19 protein-coding genes, 1 rRNA gene and 1 riboswitch are annotated in these 20173 nt (G+C 40.0%); of the genes, 3 read left to right on the top strand and 17 right to left on the bottom strand.

Features of this window, described 5'->3' with window-relative positions:
* Positions 1-79: 79 nt before the first annotated feature.
* Complete coding sequence (locus ACFPYN_RS13400) at positions 80-364, top strand: YgaP-like transmembrane domain (RefSeq protein WP_377734871.1); 285 nt, start codon at positions 80-82, stop codon at positions 362-364.
* 213 nt (positions 365-577) lie between these two features.
* On the opposite strand, the gene ACFPYN_RS13395 is transcribed toward ACFPYN_RS13400, so the two are convergent.
* Positions 578-1336: a class I SAM-dependent methyltransferase gene (locus ACFPYN_RS13395; protein ID WP_377734869.1), complete on the bottom strand. Its 759-nt coding sequence runs from the start codon at positions 1334-1336 to the stop codon at positions 578-580.
* Between the two features lie 276 nt (positions 1337-1612).
* Here ACFPYN_RS13395 and ACFPYN_RS13390 point away from each other — a divergent pair, with 276 nt between their 5' ends.
* Both ACFPYN_RS13390 and ACFPYN_RS13385 read left to right on the top strand, forming a co-directional pair.
* Positions 1613-3124: an N-acetylmuramoyl-L-alanine amidase gene (locus tag ACFPYN_RS13390; RefSeq protein ID WP_377734868.1), complete on the top strand. Its 1512-nt coding sequence runs from the start codon at positions 1613-1615 to the stop codon at positions 3122-3124.
* A 126-nt stretch (positions 3125-3250) separates the two neighbouring features.
* On the top strand, positions 3251-3691 hold the full coding sequence (locus ACFPYN_RS13385; protein ID WP_377734866.1) for a hypothetical protein: 441 nt from the start codon (positions 3251-3253) through the stop codon (positions 3689-3691).
* Positions 3692-4293: 602 nt separating this feature from the next.
* Here the strand turns inward: ACFPYN_RS13385 and purD are convergent.
* The 16 genes from purD to rrf all read right to left on the bottom strand — a co-directional run.
* On the bottom strand, positions 4294-5550 hold the full coding sequence (purD, locus tag ACFPYN_RS13380; protein ID WP_377734863.1) for a phosphoribosylamine--glycine ligase: 1257 nt from the start codon (positions 5548-5550) through the stop codon (positions 4294-4296).
* Positions 5551-5582: 32 nt separating this feature from the next.
* Complete coding sequence (purH, locus tag ACFPYN_RS13375) at positions 5583-7118, bottom strand: bifunctional phosphoribosylaminoimidazolecarboxamide formyltransferase/IMP cyclohydrolase (protein WP_377734861.1); 1536 nt, start codon at positions 7116-7118, stop codon at positions 5583-5585.
* A gap of 36 nt (positions 7119-7154) precedes the next feature.
* Complete coding sequence (gene purN / locus ACFPYN_RS13370; RefSeq protein ID WP_377734859.1) at positions 7155-7727, bottom strand: phosphoribosylglycinamide formyltransferase; 573 nt, start codon at positions 7725-7727, stop codon at positions 7155-7157.
* Positions 7717-8781 carry a phosphoribosylformylglycinamidine cyclo-ligase gene (purM, locus tag ACFPYN_RS13365; RefSeq protein WP_377734857.1) on the bottom strand — a complete coding sequence of 355 codons (1065 nt, stop codon included), beginning with the start codon at positions 8779-8781 and terminating at the stop codon, positions 7717-7719. Before purM ends, purN begins: the two co-directional genes overlap by 11 nt.
* Before the next feature lie 12 nt (positions 8782-8793).
* A complete protein-coding gene (gene purF, locus ACFPYN_RS13360) occupies positions 8794-10215 on the bottom strand; it encodes an amidophosphoribosyltransferase (protein ID WP_377734855.1) in 1422 nt (473 codons plus the stop codon).
* Positions 10191-12422, bottom strand: coding sequence for a phosphoribosylformylglycinamidine synthase subunit PurL (purL, locus tag ACFPYN_RS13355; protein ID WP_377734853.1), 2232 nt, complete (start codon positions 12420-12422; stop codon positions 10191-10193). Before purL ends, purF begins: the two co-directional genes overlap by 25 nt.
* The gene (gene purQ, locus ACFPYN_RS13350) at positions 12406-13092 is read right to left on the bottom strand and encodes a phosphoribosylformylglycinamidine synthase subunit PurQ (protein ID WP_377734851.1); all 687 of its coding nucleotides are present in this window, start codon (positions 13090-13092) and stop codon (positions 12406-12408) included. Before purQ ends, purL begins: the two co-directional genes overlap by 17 nt.
* A complete protein-coding gene (purS, locus tag ACFPYN_RS13345; RefSeq protein WP_377734849.1) occupies positions 13089-13343 on the bottom strand; it encodes a phosphoribosylformylglycinamidine synthase subunit PurS in 255 nt (84 codons plus the stop codon). Before purS ends, purQ begins: the two co-directional genes overlap by 4 nt.
* Positions 13340-14056 carry a phosphoribosylaminoimidazolesuccinocarboxamide synthase gene (purC, locus tag ACFPYN_RS13340; RefSeq protein ID WP_377734847.1) on the bottom strand — a complete coding sequence of 239 codons (717 nt, stop codon included), beginning with the start codon at positions 14054-14056 and terminating at the stop codon, positions 13340-13342. Before purC ends, purS begins: the two co-directional genes overlap by 4 nt.
* A 14-nt stretch (positions 14057-14070) precedes the next feature.
* Positions 14071-15366, bottom strand: coding sequence for an adenylosuccinate lyase (gene purB / locus ACFPYN_RS13335; RefSeq protein WP_377734846.1), 1296 nt, complete (start codon positions 15364-15366; stop codon positions 14071-14073).
* 12 nt (positions 15367-15378) lie between these two features.
* Positions 15379-16503, bottom strand: a complete 1125-nt coding sequence (gene purK, locus ACFPYN_RS13330; RefSeq protein WP_377734844.1) for a 5-(carboxyamino)imidazole ribonucleotide synthase — start codon at positions 16501-16503, stop codon at positions 15379-15381.
* On the bottom strand, positions 16500-16988 hold the full coding sequence (gene purE, locus ACFPYN_RS13325) for a 5-(carboxyamino)imidazole ribonucleotide mutase (protein WP_377734842.1): 489 nt from the start codon (positions 16986-16988) through the stop codon (positions 16500-16502). Before purE ends, purK begins: the two co-directional genes overlap by 4 nt.
* Before the next feature lie 251 nt (positions 16989-17239).
* Positions 17240-17340, bottom strand: a riboswitch (purine riboswitch).
* A gap of 97 nt (positions 17341-17437) precedes the next feature.
* Positions 17438-17626, bottom strand: coding sequence for an NETI motif-containing protein (locus ACFPYN_RS13320; RefSeq protein ID WP_377734840.1), 189 nt, complete (start codon positions 17624-17626; stop codon positions 17438-17440).
* Positions 17623-18165, bottom strand: a complete 543-nt coding sequence (locus ACFPYN_RS13315; protein ID WP_377734837.1) for a DUF2179 domain-containing protein — start codon at positions 18163-18165, stop codon at positions 17623-17625. The genes ACFPYN_RS13320 and ACFPYN_RS13315 overlap by 4 nt, the downstream gene beginning before the upstream one ends.
* 408 nt (positions 18166-18573) lie before the next feature.
* Complete coding sequence (locus ACFPYN_RS13310) at positions 18574-19131, bottom strand: cysteine hydrolase family protein (RefSeq protein WP_377734835.1); 558 nt, start codon at positions 19129-19131, stop codon at positions 18574-18576.
* A gap of 956 nt (positions 19132-20087) precedes the next feature.
* Positions 20088-20173, bottom strand: a 5S ribosomal RNA gene (gene rrf, locus ACFPYN_RS13305); the annotation flags it as partial.

Below are 20173 nucleotides of genomic sequence, written 5' to 3'. Positions count from 1 at the left end.
TAATATTAGCATAGACACCATGGAAAATACAGACTACCTAAACACTTTTTAGAAAATTCAGATAGGAGGAAACACCGAAATGTCACAAACTCAAAACATTAGCACACGCAATGCACTCGCACGACTTTCACTTGGACTTAGTATGCTCGCATACGGTACAGCTAAACTCTCCCGCAATCCCAACTGCAACAAAGGCCGCATGATGGTCGCACTGGGTGCCATGAAAGCAGCCGAAGGAACCGTCAAATATTGCCCACTAAAAGCCATGATGCAACAACAAGGCATGATGGGCCACACAGCTGGTCCCGAAGTATCCAAGTTGATGAAGGATTTCGCTGGCCAAGGCATGTCGGTAACGACTTAACTTCCTATTGGCAGGTACATTCAGCTAGGATATGGTTGCGAAAAACAATTTATTCGGCTTCGCTTACGGTTTATTCGGCTTCAAGCGTAGTTTATTCCGCTTCGATTGATGTTTATTCAGCTTCGCAAGCGTTTTAATCGATTTCACCCAATTAATGACAAAAAAGACTGTCCCGAAATTACTTGGTGACAGTCTTTTGTCGTTCTCGTTAAGTTACTTCCTCAATTTAAACACGATAAAATCACTGCATCTTAAATCTTCCTCGAACGAAGGGTGTTTTTCTAGCATTTCTGCCGATGGTTTTGGTTCAATCAACCCTTCTAAAATAAACCCTGCTTCTGTTATGGCATTAAAATAGCTCGTTAATGTTCTATGGAAAAATAACACTTTATCTGTTTGTCCTTGAGGGTACGATTGTTCATAGACACCTTCATAAAAATAATTGTCTACATTCCAATGTAACTTCTCCCCATCTTTTTTCTCCCATCCACTAACCGGTGTCACGAAGCAAGGATGTAATATTGAAAATACAAAGCTCCCTCCATTCACTAACAATCGATACATCTCATTTATTGCTGCTTTATAATTTTCAAGGTCTTGAATCACCATATTGGAAACAATTATGTCGAAACTCTCATCTTCAAGAAAATCTAAATTCTCGCAATTTCCATATCGATACTCAATATTTAACTCTTTAGGTGTCTTCTTTCGAGCTATTTCCAGCATGTTTTGAGAGTAGTCTACAGCTACTACAGTTGCTCCCGACTTAGCAAAGATCCTACTTAAATATCCTTCGCCACATCCCGCATCTAAAATATCCTTTTGCTTTACGTCTCCAACTAAGCTAAATATAGATGGGTTGAGTAAGACTTCTCTATGTAAATCTCCGTGTTCATTATAGTTTTCTGTTATGATTTCTGCGTTCCGATCCCATCTTTTTATTGCATCATCTGTTCCCAACTTATTTTTCATATTAACCACCTTTTTGTAAGATCAACTACATGATATATATTTATTCCATATTATCTCATAAACACATTATTAACCTAAACTATCAGAAAGTTTATGTTTTCCAAAAAGTTCTTTATGTACAATTTGTAAGAATGATAGTTTTCTTACATAAAAACAGTGAATCTATTAAAAAACGTGCAAATATTACAAAATATAGCCCAAATGAAACATATTAATTTACAAATTTATGAAGTAATATAAAGGAATTGGTAAATAATGATATTGGAGGACGAATAAGTGAAAAAATGGATTAGTTTGGTGGCATTGATATTATTAGTGTCGAATTTTGTACCTATTAACTCAGCATCAGCAAACACATCATTTTCAGATGTTGGAACGACGCATAGGGCACAGGCAGAAATTTATTATCTTGTACAAGGTGGAATTGCTGGGGGAGTATCTTCTTCTCAATTTGTACCAGACAAACAAGTAACACGCGGTGAAGCTGCTGCTATGATCGGTCGTGCATTAGGCATGAATGGAGAGCGTTTAAATACGAAATTCTCTGATGTTTCATCAAGCAACTTCGCATCCGGTTACATTAAAGAAATGGTTGAAAAAGGAATTATTTCAGGATTTCCAAATGGAACTTTTCGTCCATATCAAACTCTAACAAGAGGACAAATGGCAGTTCTCATGAATCGTGCATTTAATTATGGAGCAAATACAGTAAGTGTGGCAAGTTCAAATTTAATTAACAAAGGCATCGCTCAAGGCATGACTGATGGTACATTCGGACAAGAACTTACCATTAAACGCGGAGATTTTGCCATATTTTTAGCACGTGGGATTAACACGAAGTTCCGTACAACTCAAACGGAAACATTTGATCAAACCATGTACGTGAACACAAATGAATTATATTTCCGAACTGGTCCTAATACTACTTACCCTTGGATGCTAAAACTTCAAATGGGACAAGAAGTTCAATATTCATATTCTGTAGGAAATTGGTCTGCCATCAAGGTGGGAGAAGAAGTTGGATATGTACATAACACGTATCTTCAATTAGATAAACCATCAGCAACACAACCACCTGTTACACCAACACCTGCACCTACACCAATTCCTGTACCGGTTCCAACACCAAAACCACCAGTGGTATCACCATCACCAAATACCCTGTCGGATTTAGTTGTTATCATCGACCCAGGTCACGGTGGACATGATCCAGGCGGTTCAAGTTCAGGCTATGTAGAAAAAAATCTTGCCTTGAACATTTCAAGACATATGAACTCATATTTTGCGAAAACACCTATTAAGACTTACATGACACGTACAGATGATTACTTTATTACATTGCAAGCTCGTCCTATTTTCGCTGCAAAAAACAAAGGGGATGTATTTGTTAGTTTACATACAAATGCTTCTGGTACTGGTGCACATGGACAAGAAACATTCTATTATGCAAGAACTGCAGCAACGAATCCATATGTAATGGAGTCTCGTGGATTATCCATGTATATGCAAAATCGTATGCAAGAAGCTTGGAACTTAAGAAACAGAGGCGTGAAGACGAAAAGCTTGTATGTTAATCGTGAAAATACGATGCCAAGTACTTTAGTTGAGATGGGTTTCATTGATAGCCCAATCGACATGGCTTACTTAAAATCTGAAGTAGAACGCGAGAAAATGGGGAAAGCCCTATTCCTAGCGACATTAGATTACTTCTATCATTATGAGGGTCGAAAAGACGTATTACCTTTATACAAACAATTTGGTGCAACACCGAGTAAAAAATTGCATTAATAGACAAGCCCGAAATGTGTAACAACATTTTGGGCTTTTTTAATACTGCTACTTAATCAATCAGGAATCCTATTGGTAATTCAGATGTTTCTCTTGTGAAAAAACATAAATGGGAGGTGGGGATTTTTGAAGAACAAAAGTATCTTGTTTGGCATAACAGTCTCATTGATGCTGATCATTCCGATATGGGTTGTGGATTACTTTGTGTATAACAGCATTATGAACACCATCATCCCAGTTAGCCTAATTTTTGGGACTGTCGTTGCATTGAGACACACGGAATCAGTCACTTGGTATCGTAGATTACTTGCACTTGCTATTATCGGTGGAGCTATATATTTCGTCATACCAACGTACACTATTTCAGAAGCGGAAGTTGCCATACACCAGTCACTCCAGGAAGATGTGACACTCTTCCAATTAGACAATACACCGATGGAGAGGGATGGTTTTGATCCACTCTCCCCCAAATTGTTTTATACATTTCGAGTAATAGAATCGAAAGGCTCTGAATATATCTTGATGTTCAATCCGGATTCTGGGGAATCTTTTAAAAAGAGTGGATAACTGTTGGACTATTCATTGAATGCTCTAAGAAACTTTTATTCCCTCTCATTTTGATTTACTCCCCTTCGCACGATGTTTATTCCCTTTCACAATAGCTTTATTCCCCTTCACACTCCCTTTATTCCCTTTCAACTATTGTTTATTCCCCTTCACCCATTTTTTCCCACAAAAATACCCCAAAACGAAGTGCGTAGGGGCAAATTAGTTTGGTTTTCGCTTCGCTGCTATGGTGATGAAATAATCATAGTAGATCTGTTGTGGTTATTCCCTCTCATTTGGATTTACTCCCCTTCGCACGATGTTTATTCCCTTTCACAATAGCTTTATTCCCCTTCACACTCCCTTTATTCCCTTTCAACTATTGTTTATTCCCCTTCACCCATTTTTTTCCACAAAAACACCCCCAAACGAAGTGCGTGGGGGCTAATTAGTTTGGTTTTCGCTTCGCTGCTATGGTGGTGGAATAATCATAGTAGATCTGTTGTGGTTATTCCCGTTCATTTTGATTTATTCCCACTTTCATGATGTTTATTCGGGTTCAGACATAAAACACTACAAAAAAATAGACAGCCCATCACTTATGTAATGGGCTGTCTATTTTGTTATTTCAACGCACGCCATCCGATGTCATGGCGATAGAAGAATCCATCCCACTTCAATCCAGATAATGCCTTATACACTTGGTCTTGTGCTTGTTGTAACGTAGATGATTTGGCAGTTACTAAAATCACGCGACCACCATTACCAACAAATTGACCATCAACTTCTTTTGTTCCTGCATGGAATACTTGCAAGTCTCCAGTAAGCTTCGAAAAATCAGGCAATTTAAAGCCTTTTTCAACTGACTCTGGATAACCATCTGCGGCGATTACGACGCCTAGAATTTCATCATTTGACCATTCCAATTCAAATGGCTTTTCATCGAGAATTGCATTCATTAAGTCACCGAAATCAGAAGTCATTCGTGGCAACACGACTTGGGTTTCAGGATCGCCGAATCGTGCATTAAATTCGATTACTTGAGGTCCTTCATTCGTCAAAATCAATCCTGCATATAAGATTCCAGTAAACGGTGTTCCTTCAGTTGTCATCGCTGCAACAGTTGGTACGACAATTGTATCGTACGCTTGTTGAACGACTTCGTCTGAAATATGTGGGACTGGTGAATAAGCTCCCATGCCACCTGTATTCGGGCCACGGTCCCCATCATATGCACGTTTGTGATCTTGGGCAATGACCATTGGGTAAATTTGTCCGTTATGTACAAATGACATATAGGAAAATTCTTCGCCATCTAGGAAAGCTTCAATGACAACTCGTGAAGATGAATCTCCGAACTTTTGATTGCCAATCATGTCTTCCACAGAATTGAACGCTTCTTGCAAAGTCATGGCAACTACAACGCCTTTACCCGCAGCAAGACCGTCTGCTTTAACCACTATGGGTGCACCCATTTTTTGAATATAGGCTTTCGCTTCATTTACATCTGTAAATGTTTCATATGCAGCTGTTGGGATATTGTATTTTTTCATTAGCTCTTTGGCGAATGATTTACTACCTTCGATTTGAGCAGCCGCTTTTGTAGGTCCGAAAATGCGTAACCCTTCCGCTTCGAAATGATCTACAATTCCTGCAGCTAGAGGTTGTTCGGGTCCGACAAACGTTAAATCGATCGCATTTTCTTGAACAAACGCAACCAACATGTCAAATTCCAACGCATCTATAGCTACGCATGTTGCATCGCTTTTCATTCCATCATTACCAGGCGCCACAAATACTTCAGTTACAGATGGAGAGTTTTTAAATTGACGTACAATGGCATGTTCACGCCCGCCACTACCAATCACAAGTACTTTCACCTAGAAAACCTCCTCATAATAAGTGTAACCTCTTAGTGTTTAAAGTGACGTACGCCTGTAAACACCATCGCAATTCCATATTCATTCGCTTTTTGAATTGAATCTTCATCTTTTACTGACCCACCAGGTTGAATAATCGCCGTAATGCCCGCTTTCGCAGCCGTTTCTACCGTATCATTCATTGGGAAAAAGGCGTCTGAAGCAAGTGAAGCTCCTTGTGCTTTTTCAGCAGCTTGTTCTAATGCAATCTTCGCTGCGCCTACGCGATTCATTTGACCAGCACCAACACCTAGTGTCATCTGAGCATCTGTAACAACTATTGCATTGGATTTCACGTGTTTGACAACGCTCCAACCAAGTTTAAGTGCAGCCCATTCTTCTTCGGTTGGTTGGCGTTCAGTAACTACGCGTACATCTGCTTCTGCAAAACCATATTGATCCGGTTGTTGCAGCAACAAGCCGCCTTCAATTGACACAGTGTTCCATTTGTCTTTTTTGCTTTGTTCAAATGGAATCGTCAATAATCGAATGTTTTTCTTCTTCGTTAAAATAGCTAATGCTTCTTCTGAGAAAGAAGGTGCTAAAATAATTTCCAAGAAAATGCCTGAAAGTTGTTCAGCTGTTTGAGCATCAACTTCACGATTTAGAGCGACGATGCCTCCAAAAATGGACATGCTGTCTGCTTCATACGCTTTTGCAAATGCTTCTGCAATTGTTTCACCAATTCCAACGCCACATGGGTTCATGTGTTTAACCGCGACCGCAGCTGGAAGTTCAAACTCTTTGACGATTTGAATCGCTGCATTAGCATCTTGTATGTTGTTGTATGAAAGTTCTTTGCCGTGCAGTTGTTGTGCAGAAGCAATGGAGAAATCAGAGCCAAGCGCACGTTTGTAGAAAGCTGCTTTTTGATGTGGATTTTCTCCGTAGCGAAGCTCTTGTTTTAATTCGTATGTAAATGTAACTTGCTCGGGGAATTCTTCTCCAGCTAGTTCTGTTAAGTAACCTGAAATATACGCATCGTAAGAAGCAGTATGACGGAAAACTTTTGCCGCTAAACGACGTCTAGTTTCCATTGTTGTTTTACCATCTGCTTGCAATTCTGCTGAAACAGCTGGGTAGTCTGCAGCATCTGTAATGACCGTCACGTAGGCATGGTTTTTCGCAGACGCACGCAACATAGCTGGTCCACCAATATCAATATTTTCAATCGCATCTTCAGCCGTAACATTTGGTTTTGAAATCGTTTCGCGGAAAGGATATAAGTTGACACAAACAACGTCAATTGGCTTGATGCCATATTCGTACATTTGTGCTTGATGGTTTTCATCATCGGGTTTAGCTAGAAGTCCACCGTGAATCATCGGGTTCAACGTTTTGACACGTCCACCTAATATTTCTGGGAATCCTGTTACTTCATCGACCGGGGTAATTGCTACACCACTTTCTTGTAAATATGCTTTCGTTCCACCTGTTGATAAAATTTCGTATCCTAATATCTCTAACTGTTTTGCGAATTCAAGAATACCTGATTTGTCTGACACACTAATAAGCGCGCGTTTTTCCATGGAAAATCCTCCTTTAGAAATCAAAAGCCGGTAACTCTACCGGCTAAATAATTGCTGTAACGTTTTTGTATAGAGTTCATGTTCAACTGCGTGAATACGTTGTTCTGTTTTTTCGCGGTCACCGTCAACAACTTCAACGGCTTGTTGCGATAAAATTTTCCCAGTGTCCATACCAGCGTCTACGTAATGTACGGTAACACCTGTTACTTTTACGTTATGAGCCAACGCTTGGCCAATAGCATCTTTACCTGGGAATGATGGTAAAAGCGAAGGATGGATGTTGACGATTTTGTTTGGAAATTCAGCCAGTAGTGTATCGCCGATTAACCTCATGTATCCAGCTAAAACTAACCATTCCACTTCAAGCTTTTGCAGCTCTTGCAAAATCGCTGTCTCATAAGCGACTTTGGAATCAAAGTCGTTCGGACGATACGCTATAACCGACACATCTAATGCTGTTGCTCGTTCCACCACATATGCTTGTGGTTTATCTGTTACAACAGCTACGATGTCGGCATCTAGATTGCCTGCTCTCGCTGCATCCGCGATGACTTGAAAATTACTTCCGCTGCCGGAAGCAAAAATCGCCACCTTTGGTTTATTGCTCATCGACTAAACTCCCGTCGTGAGAGCCAGTGAATTGAACACCTTCACCCTGCACAACTCGACCAATAACGTACGCATTTTCACCGTTTTGAACGGCAATTTGAATTGCTTGCTTAGCTTGTGCTTCAGGAAGCGCTATGACAAAACCAATCCCCATATTAAAGACACTATATAAATCACGGTCAGCTAATGAGCCTTTTTCTTTCAACATTGAGAACACCGGTAACACAGGCCATGAGCCTAGATCGATTTCGACACCCAAGTCAGCAGGCATCATACGAGGTAAGTTTTCATAAAAACCGCCACCAGTTACGTGAGCCATGCCATGAACGTCAAGCTCTTCATGAATTGCTAATACTGGTTTCGCATAAATTTTGGTTGGTTCTAGTAACGCTTTTCCAATGCGACCCAAATGTTCATAGCCTGCAACATACGAGTCAATTTCGTAGCCTTGATCAGCAAAGACGATTTTACGCACAAGAGAAAAACCGTTGGAGTGAATACCGCTTGAAGCAAGTCCAACTAGTACATCACCTGTTTGAATATGTTCACCTGTTACGATATTCGACTTCTCTGCAACACCGACTGCAAAACCAGCCACATCATATTCATCCACTTCGTAAAGACCTGGCATTTCAGCTGTTTCTCCACCAATAAGGGCAGCACCTGCTTGAACACAACCATCTGCAACACCTTTAACGATTTGCTCAATCTTTTCAGGTTGAGCTTGCCCAACTGCTAAATAGTCAAGGAAAAATAGTGGTTCTGCTCCTTGAGCTACGATGTCATTGACACACATAGCAACGCAATCGATGCCGATTGTATCGTGTTGATCAGTCATAAATGCTAATTTTAATTTAGTTCCAACGCCGTCTGTACCAGAAATTAAGACTGGTTCTTTATAATTGAGCGACGACAAGTCAAACATGCCACCAAAACCGCCGAATGCTCCCATTATGCCTTTGCGTGCTGTGCGATCCACATGAGATTTCATTCTCTTTACAGCCTCATAGCCCGCTTCAATATTTACACCAGCTTGTTCGTATGCTTTTGACATCCATGTCGCCCCCTATCGTGACAATTCTTTTTTGTGCGGTAAAATCGTATCCGTGAAAATCTCTGTTGGATAATTATTTGTAAAGCAAGCCAAACAATGTCCAGCTTCAGGTCCTTCATCAGTTCGTCCGATTGCACGGACCATACCTTCTACTGATAGGAAGGTTAAAGAATCAGCACCAATTAATTCACACATTTCTTCGACGCTCTTATTTGAAGCAATCAGCTCTTCACTCGAACTGATATCGATGCCGTAAAAACAAGGATTTTTAATAGGCGGTGAACTGATAACGACATGTACTTCTGTCGCTCCCGCTTCTTTTAACAAAGTCACAATACGTCTAGACGTAGTCCCACGAACGATGGAATCATCAACCATCACGACACGTTTGCCATTCACTACTTGACGTACTGGAGACAATTTCATCTTCACTCCACGTTCACGTAAGTCTTGAGAAGGTTGGATAAACGTTCGTCCAACGTAACGGTTCTTAATTAATCCTAATTCATATGGAATACCTGTAGCTTCAGAGAAACCAATAGCAGCAGAAATACTGGAGTCCGGAACACCCGTCACCACATCTGCTTCAATTTGTACTTCTTTCGCAAGTTCTTTTCCTAAACGTTTACGAGCCGTATGAATATTAATACCATCTATATCAGAATCGGGACGTGAGAAATAGACATATTCCATCGTACAAATCGCACGTTTCGCAGGAAAAGCAAAACGGTCAACTTTCAATCCTTCATCGTTAATCACAAGGAATTCTCCAGGTTCAATTGAACGAATGTATTCAGCACCAATAATATCGAATGCACATGTTTCAGATGCAACAACCCATGCATCTCCTAATTTCCCAAGTGACAGTGGTCGTAAGCCGTTTGGATCAAGTGCAACGGTCATTTCATCTTCCGTCATCATCACGACTGCAAAAGCACCTTTTAAAAGTGACAAGGCATTTTTAGCGCGTTGTTCAAACGTGGCATAGCCACTTTTTTTAATTAAATGAGCTAATACTTCCGTATCTGAAGACGTCTGGAATATGCTTCCTTGGCGCTCTAAATGTTTTTTCAAGTGAGTAGCATTCACCAAATTACCATTATGTGCAATCGCTAAACTACCAGTAGACGAACGGAACAAAAGTGGTTGTACATTTTCAATTCCGCTACCGCCTGCTGTCGCATAACGCACATGACCAATTGCGCCACTACCTTTTAAATGATCAAGCTTACCCGTACTAAATACTTCACTTACAAGACCTTCACCTTTCACCGCTTGAAGCGAGTTACCGTCAGTTACGACGATACCTGCGCCTTCTTGTCCGCGATGTTGTAAAGCATGCAATCCATAATAGGTGATCTGTGCTGCATTCGGGTCACCCCAAATTCCAAAAACGCCACACTCTTCGTTTAACCCTCTGAGTTCAGCAAGCATGGAATTGCTCCTTTCCAAGCAGATCGGAATTCCTCAACAGAACCTGACACCCACTCTTCGCCATGTTCGTTACGAATGATGACGGACGTATCTGATGTGACCGTTCCAATTTTTACAGCGTCTTTGACGATTTCTTCAAATGCTGCTGCATGTTGTTCTTTTACAGTAACGATGAAACGTGATTGTGATTCACTGAACAAAGCGGTAATCGCTGAACCAGAAATCGTCACGTCTACACCAAGATTTTGTACGCCAAATGTTTTCTCTGCTAATGCAACCGCAAATCCGCCTTCTGCAATATCATGCGCAGATGCAACTTTTCCTGATTGGATAGCTAGTAAAAGCGCGTCTTGACGACTAACTTCTACATCTAAATTAATCGAAGGTGCTTTACCGAAAATGCGACCTTCAACCATTTTTTGCAACTCACTACCACCAAATTCAGTCATTGTTTCTCCGATAAGATAAACAAAGTCGCCGGCTTCTTTTACATCTTGTGTTGTTACGTGTGACAAGTCTTCAACTAATCCAACTAAACCAATAGTTGGTGTTGGGTATACAGCCACTCCGCTACGTTCATTGTAAAGTGACACGTTGCCACCAATAACTGGTGATTCAAGAGCAAGACATGCTGCAGCCATACCATCAGCTGACTTTTCTAATTGCCAGAAAATCTCTGGGTTTTCCGGATTCCCGAAGTTTAAACAATCTGTAATTGCTAATGGTTTAGCTCCTGAACAAACAACATTACGTGCAGCTTCTGCCACCGCGATTTTACCGCCAGTTTCTGGATCCAAGTAGATATAGCGAGAATTACAGTCTGTCGTCATCGCTAAGCCTTTATTCGTCCCACGAACACGAACGACTGCCGCATCTGATCCAGGCGTTACGACTGTGCTTGTACGCACTTGATAATCGTATTGATCATACACCCATTCTTTTGAAGCAATGGTTGGTTGTTTTAGTAATCTAATTAATGTTTCTTTATAGTCAGCAACTTGTGGTTCAACGTTTTCCATCGCTTGATATTGTGTGTAATAAGCAGGAACACTAGAAGTTTTGTAATAAACAGGAGCTTCTTCTGCCAAAGCATCTGCAGGAACGTTTGCCACAACTTCACCTTTATGAAGTAAACGAAGCATTTTATCGTCAGTTACAACACCAACAGCCACTGCATCTAAATCATACTTCTCGAATAACACTTCGATTTCAGCTTCGCGTCCTTTTGTTACCACAATTAACATACGTTCTTGAGATTCAGATAACATCATTTCATAAGCTGTCATACCAGTTTCGCGTTGTGGTACTGCATCTAAATTCATTTCAATTCCGAAGCCTGCTTTAGAAGCCATTTCAGCTGCAGAAGAAGTTAATCCTGCTGCACCCATATCTTGAATACCAACTAGTGCGTCTGATTTAACAAGTTCCAAACACGCTTCAAGTAACAATTTCTCCATAAATGGATCTCCAACTTGAACAGCTGGGCGTTTTTCTTCAGATGCTTCGCTTAGTTCTTCAGATGCAAAGGTTGCCCCATGAATACCATCGCGTCCTGTTTTTGCGCCAACGTACATCACTGTATTGCCAACACCTGAAGCGATTCCTTTTTGAATATCTTCATGATTGATTAATCCCACACACATAGCGTTTACTAATGGATTTCCAGCATAACAATCATCAAACTGAACTTCTCCACCTACAGTTGGAATACCGATACAGTTACCGTATCCTGCGATTCCTGCTACGACTTCTTCAAATAAATAACGAACACGAGGGCTCGTTAATTCACCGAAACGAAGTGAGTTTAACATAGCAATCGGACGCGCTCCCATTGAGAAAACGTCACGAATGATCCCACCCACACCTGTTGCCGCCCCTTGATAAGGTTCGATAGCAGATGGATGATTATGCGATTCCATTTTGAACACAACAGCTTGTCCATCTCCAATATCAACAATTCCTGCACCTTCACCAGGACCTTGTAATACGCGTGGACCAGTCGTTGGGAACTTACGTAAAATAGGTTTCGAGTTTTTATATGAACAATGTTCTGACCACATGACCGAAAACAAACCAGTCTCTGTATAGTTCGGTTGACGACCCAGAATCTTTTCAACCATTTCAAATTCTGAATCGGACATGCCCATTTGAGCGTATAGTTTTTGTTCTTTAATTTGCTGAGGATTTGGTTCAAGCATGACTGACATGAGATTCCCTCCACTGTTTAACCATAGATTTGAATAGTGCTAAACCATCCGTGCCACCAATTAATTCATGAACGGCACGCTCTGGATGAGGCATCATGCCTAAGACATTCCCTCGTTCGTTGACAATCCCAGCAATATCTTCCACACTGCCATTTGGATTATCATTCGTATAAGTAAACACAATTTGATTATTCGCTTTTAATGAAGCAAGCGTTTCTTCATCACATGTATAGTTTCCTTCGCCATGTGCGATAGGAACCTTAATTACTTGATCTTTTGCATAGTCACTAGTAAACATGGTGTTGTTATTTACAACAGTTAATTCAGACGTACGACACATAAACTTCAAGTTTTTATTGCGAAGTAAAGCACCAGGAAGTAGTCCCGCTTCGGTTAAAATTTGGAATCCATTACAAATGCCTAGAACTGGTTTACCAGCATCTGCTGCTTTTTTCACTTCACTCATTACATTTGAGAATTGAGCAATAGCGCCACAACGCAAGTAATCTCCGTAAGAGAATCCACCTGGTAAAAGAATACCGTCATAGCTACTTAAATCTTTCGTATCATGCCAAACATACTCTGCTTCTTCACCCAGCTCGTCTTTGATCGCGTGATACATATCTAAATCACAGTTCGACCCTGGGAATACGAGGACTGCAAACTTCATTTGCTGACAGCCTCCTCGACATCGTATCGATAGTCTTCAATCACTGTGTTGGTTAATAATTTTTCACACATTTCTTTAACAATCACGTCTAACGCTCGTTCAGAGTCATCCACTTGAAGTTCCAAGTATTTCCCAATGCGCACATCTGCGACTTCGTTATAGCCCATCGTGTGAAGAGCCCCCATGACTGCTGAACCTTGTGGGTCTAATACGCTTTCGCGAAGTGTTACATAGATTTTTACTTTTTTCATTGTGTAAGTCCTCCTAGACGGGATAGTATGATTTCGTATGCATCTGTTAATTGGCCTAAATCTCTGCGGAACACATCTTTGTCTAACTTTTGTTTTGTTTTTTCGTCCCATAAGCGGCACGTATCTGGTGAAATTTCATCCGCAAGCAAGACATTTCCTGCTTCATCTCGGCCGTATTCTAATTTGAAATCAACTAAAATCACGCCAATTTCTTTGAAGAATTTCGTCAATACTTCGTTTACATGAAGGCTTTTTTCATAAAGAGCTTTTACTTCATCTTTTGATGCAATATTCAACAACTCAATATGCTCTTCATTAATTAGTGGATCGCCTAGGTCGTCGTCTTTGTAGTAAAACTCAACGATAGGACGTGCAAGCTCTACTCCTTCAACTAGTCCGAGACGCTTCGCCAAACTACCTGCTGCAACTTGACGAACAACAACTTCGATCGGAATGATGTCGACTTTTTTCACTAACTGCTCATGATCCGATAATTGTTCAACGAAATGTGACTCAATGCCGGACTCTTTCAGTTTTTCGAAAAGTAAAGAGGTGATTCGGTTATTTAACGTACCTTTTCCAGCAATTTCAGCTTTCTTTTCACCGTTAAACGCAGTTGCACTATCTTTATATTCCACAAAAAGAATATCCTCTTTGTCTGTTGCGTATAATCGTTTCGCCTTACCTTCATACAAAAGTTGACCTTTTTCCACGTGTATTCCCCCGATTAATTTAGTCCGAGACGTTCAAAAATCATGTCTACATGTTGGATGTGATAGTTATAATCAAAGCAATCATCTAATTCTTCTTTATTTAAGTAAGATGTAATTTTTTCGTTCTTATCAACAACACCTCGGAAGGCGATTTGGTTTTCCCATGCTTCCATTGCGCAAGGTTGTACCGTATCGTACGCCTCTTCTCGAGCTAACCCTTTGTCAATTAAGCCAAGAAGAACGCGTTGTGAGTAAATCAAGCCAAGCGTGCTATCCATGTTGCGTTTCATGTTTTCTGGGAACACCGTTAAGTTTTTAATAATATTCCCAAAACGGTTCAACATATAATTTAAAGCGATTGTCGCGTCTGGTAAAATCACACGTTCTGCAGATGAATGTGAAATATCACGTTCATGCCATAATGGCACATTTTCATAAGCTGTTAACATGTAGCCACGAATTAATCGTGCAAGACCTACCATATTTTCCGAACCAATCGGATTACGTTTATGAGGCATGGCTGAAGATCCTTTTTGACCTTTTCCAAAAGATTCTTCAACTTCACGCGTTTCTGACTTTTGTAATCCACGAACTTCCGTTGCAAATTTCTCAACAGACGTAGCGATTAACGCAAGGGTACTCATATATTGCGCATGACGATCACGTTGTAGTGTTTGAGTTGAAATCGGTGATGCTGCGATTCCTAAGTTATCACATACATATTTTTCAACGAAAGGATCGATATTTGCATACGTTCCAACTGCTCCAGACATTTTGCCTGTTTCAATTGATTTCGCAGCCGCTTCGAAACGCTCTACGTTACGTTTCATTTCTTCATGCCATAATGCTAGCTTCAAACCAAATGTTGTTGGCTCTGCATGCACACCATGTGTACGACCCATCATGACTGTGAATTTATGTTCTTTTGCTTTCGTTGCTAAAATCTCAACAAAATTATTTAGGTCATTGCGAAGAATTTCATTTGCTTGCTTGATGATATATGAAAGAGCCGTATCAACGACATCAGTAGAAGTAAGTCCGTAATGAACCCATTTGCGTTCTTCGCCAAGTGTTTCAGATACTGCACGTGTGAAAGCAACTACATCGTGACGTGTCTCTTCTTCAATTTCTAAAATACGACTGACATCAAATGAAGCATTCGCGCGAATCTTCGCTACGTCTTCTTTAGGAATATCACCAAGTTCTGCCCAAGCTTCACAAGCTAAAATTTCAACTTCTAACCATGCTTGGTATTTGTTTTGTTCTGTCCAAATTGCTCCCATTTCTGGGCGTGTATAACGTTCTATCATAAAGTTCTCCTTCTATTCTGACCAAATGCCAGAATGCTCGATTTCTTCTAATGTTTTATTTACGTCATTCGTCAAAATGGTTACATGTCCCATTTTACGTTTCGTTTTCGCTTCTTCTTTCCCGTATAAGTGAATCGACCAATCCGGGTATTTTGAAATCGCGTTTGATAAAGGAACCACATGCTCGCCAAGTACATTGACCATCACGGTCGGTTGGTGCAAAGCTGGTTTGCGAAGTGGCCATCCACAGATTGCACGGACATGTTGATGAAACTGAGAAATTGTACTTCCTTCTATTGAATAGTGTCCTGAATTATGAGGACGCGGAGCTAACTCATTAATCACGAGCGTGTCATCTTGTAAAACGAACATCTCAACTGCCAAAGTTCCAACTAGTTGTAAATGATCTGCGATTTGCTCTGCTGCCTTAGTAGCTTGTGTCAGAACGGCTTCAGATACTCGAGCAGGAACGATTGTTTCATGCAAAATATGGTCCTTATGAATATTCTCACCAACAGGAAGGCAATACGTTTCGCCATTGCCATTACGCTGGACAATCACTGAAATTTCTTTGGTAAACGGAACAAACGCTTCTGCAATGCAGGCACCGTGTTCAAATAACGGTTCTGCTAGCTTCAAATCTGCTTTCGAATGTAGCTTTACTTGTCCTTTGCCATCGTAACCACCAAATGCCGTCTTGACGATACAAGGGAAACCAACTTCACTAATCGATGCATTCAGTTCAATGTGGCTTGTAGCGACCACATAGTTCGCAACAGGAACGCCTGCTTTACGAATTTCTGCTTTTTCAGTAATTCGGTTTTGCGTAATCCGAACAAGTTCTGCACCTTGAGGGACATAAGCAATTTCAGTAAGACGTCTGAGACCTTCATAGTCGATGTTTTCAAATTCATACGTGATCACATCGCTTACTTCAGCCAATTCTTCTAACGCTGTTTCATCATTATATGAGGCCACAATTTGGATATCTGATACTTGACCACATGGAGATTCCATATTTGGGTCGAGTACAGCAATTTTAAATCCTGCTTCTTTAGCAGCTAAAGCCATCATTCGACCTAATTGACCGCCACCAATAATCCCGATTGTTTGACCTGGATAAATGGTTTTTGTCATATTAAATCACCATTGCTTTCTAAAACCTTAACTTTTGTCGCTTCACGTCGTAAATCTAGGTTGTGCGCGAGTGTTTGATCCGACATCGCTAGCATTTGAGCAGCAAGTAACCCTGCATTCGTAGCACCTGCTTTTCCAATAGCTACTGTAGCAACTGGAACTCCACCAGGCATTTGAACGATAGATAGCAACGAATCTAAACCATTTAAAGCTTTCGTCTGAATAGGAACGCCTATTACGGGTAACGTCGTTTTTGATGCAACCATTCCTGGTAAATGAGCTGCTCCACCTGCACCAGCTACAATCACTTGAATTCCTCTAGTACGTGCAGTAGCGGCATATTCAAACATTAAGTCAGGTGTTCTATGTGCTGACACCACTTTTTTCTCATAAGGTACTTGCAATTCATCTAATATGTCGCATGTATGTTTCATTGTTTCCCAATCACTTGAGCTTCCCATGATAACGCCAATTTTTGGATTCATTGAAAATCTCTCCTTTTTAGAAAAGCGTAAGCGCTCATTCATCAAGACACATACTCAATCGAAATTTGTTTCCTATTGAGTAGCTAAAAACTATGTGTGCTTGCAAGCACTTGCAGCTAGACATTTACAATATAAAAATCCCCAAATAAACTGCTCACTATGCATGAAAAGCAGTTTACTTGAGGACTCTAAAGAAACTTGGGCATGATTGACTGATATAAACATATACAGACTCACATCCTTTGCTTCATCCAAAAGTTGCTTTCCCGCATAGTCCGGTCATTTACGGTGACCTGGTAGAGACGCTGAAGCCAATTCTTCAGCATATATGGGGATATTTAATGTTTCTATATTCATATTTTAACAAGAACAATGTCGAGAGTCAACGAAAAATGCGAACAATAATTTTCAAGTAAACATTAATGTTCGGTTTTTAGACCATTTTTTGGTTATTCAGAGATGTACGTACCTTTAAATTGGATGATTTGACGAATCGGAAGTATTTCACCATCTATTTCTTGAAACACAGGTTCTTCTCTTCGCCCAGTCGGCATATAGCCTTCCTTCTGCATCCGTTTTAAACAATCATCAATCGTTTCATTCTCTTCCACTTCAAACCACACTGTCTTTTTCTTCATTTAAAGAGTTTTCCTTTCCTAACAGTTTTAACCCAGAATCCACCATGAATCGTCTTCGGCTCATAAGCAATAATGAAAGCCTTTGGATCTAACTCTTTGATTGTTGCGTACAGTTTCAATTCATACTTACGAGGCGTCAGAATTTGCATCGCCTTTCGAAGACCATCAAGCCCGTTAGCATCCCAATCTGTCACACCATATCCTTTTTCGCGCAAAATACGTGGCAATGATCTATTCTCTTCAGTCGTAATAACATTTACCGTAATATAACCAAGTGCCATCTTCTCTTCTATTTTCGTTCCGATAATGACTCCTGTTCCATAACCCACTGCATAAGCCACTAGATTTTGAATCTCATTCAGGTTATCTAAAACCAAACCAAGCCCAACTACATAAATAACGACTTCAACTGTGCTTAACAAAGCCGCAAGATAGCGGTACCCCTTTAGCGTCATAATCATACGCACTGTAAAAAACGAAACGTACACAATATTAATACTAAATATAATTAACACCATCAATAGTGCATCTGTACTCATTACATTCTTCCCTTCATTCTCAAACATCAAGCCCTAATCTTATTAGAGAATCTGTTAGAATACAAGGGATTGAATCAAATAAACCACTGTAGCGAAAAAATCGCTACAGTGGCTTTTATTATAATTAAGGATTGTCCACTTCATTATCTAAAAACGCTCACTCAAATTCGAATTATTTTTGAAGTCACGTGATATTAAACGACTATCTTTTAAGATTGCACGTTCATTTATTTAACCAGATATTGCAAAAAACCGATACCCTCGAACAGGTATTGGTTTCTTTTAGCCTAGATTTAGTAACAGTGGCTATTCCCTTATGAACCTAATAGTGAAATTGCGTTAGTGACGACCGACGTTTCATGCTAGAAAAAAAGCCGTACTGAAAATGTGCCGCTTACGGTTTAAATATTACCTATAAGAGTCATGTGTCGGATTAAACAAGTCTTCCTCTGAATTTCTGACAACTGCAAAGTGTTCGACATTATAATGACCATGCAGTGTACTATTATGATGTTTAATGATTTGTTCTGCACTTAAAGCATCATTGTCATTTGTTGAATGCCCATCACCGACTAATGTTACATCCAAGCCACTGATAGTAGCTGTTCTGACTGCACTATCTATGCAATGTTGTGTTTTACATCCCATAATAACAACATGTTTAATCTGTTTAGTTTTTAAATGACTTAGAAGACCTGTCCCGTGAAAGGAATTCGTCGCTGACTTATCAAAAATCTTTGCATCCATTGGTACATTGATTTCATTGTGAACTTGAAAACCTTTACCTTTTCCCTCAGCAACATCCAAATCTCTAACAAATACCACCGGAGTATCTGCTTCACTTGCTTTTTTAATCACTTTATTGATATTCCTAATAAGTTGACCTTTATTAATAACTGGACTTTCTTTTTGATTCCCATCAATTAGTTCTTGTTGAGCATCAATGATTACTAATGTTTGATTCAAATAAATTTCCCCTTTCAAAATGTAGGAAATCAGGAAATCGCTAAACAGCTTAATTAGTTAGACGGTGTCCTCTTAAATTTTTTCACGCTATTGTTTTTCATAATATCTACCTCCTCAGAAAAAATTGTCTATTAAATTAAATTTATAATTTTTAGACTATTAAATTGTATCATGTTTTTCCTAACATAATCTTTTTTGATGAAAAGTATAATGAAATTTAGTTTTTATTCCGCTTGATGGTTGATTTATTCGGTTTCATTAATGGTTTATTCGGCTTGAAGTAAGATTTAATCGGCTTCGTGACTCGTTTAATCGGCTTGAACCGTGATTTATTCGGATTCGCCCATATTTTCCCACAAAAAACCTCCTCGAGGGTCTATTCGAGGAGGGGCATTTTGATTGGTTTTGTTTTCGCTACGCTGCTGTTGGGTGAGCGACACATTAGAAAAGTAATTTGACTGATTTTGATAGATTTATCTTTCAAATTAAAGATTTATTAGTAGAAATGAGTGATTTAACGATCAAAAAGATTCCATTGTTTCCTCGAACTTTGTTCCTTATTTTTTTCCCATACCTTCAATTCAATAAAAAAAGACACAAAAAAACCGACACCCTTTAACAGGTATCGGTTCTCTATTTGCCTAGCGACGTCTTACTCTTGCAGGGGGAGACCCCCAACTACCATTGGCGCACGAGCTCAACTTCCGTGTTCGGGCTGCGAAAGACGATGAACGGCAGATTTCTTCGTCAACCGCAGTTCTTCGAGTCTCGCGTATATGATACGCTCCGAGTCTCTTCCCTTTGTTTCCTCGAACTCTTTGTTCCTCCTCTTTCTCGCACACCTTCAAATCAATAGAAAATTATACGCAATATAATCAGTACCTGTTTCTTTTTGTACAATTTAAAAACAAACACTAAAAAACCGATACCCTTTAACAGGTATCGGTTTTCTATTTGCCTAGCGACGTCCTACTCTTGCAGGGGGAGACCCCCAACTACCATTGGCGCTAAAGAGCTTAACTTCCGTGTTCGGTATGGGAAC

The organism is Paenisporosarcina macmurdoensis (genome assembly GCF_042658845.1).
Classification (GTDB): Bacteria; Bacillota; Bacilli; order Bacillales_A; family Planococcaceae; genus Paenisporosarcina; species Paenisporosarcina macmurdoensis.
Note: the sequence above shows the minus strand (reverse complement) of the source record. Positions and strands in the feature narration are given on the sequence as shown.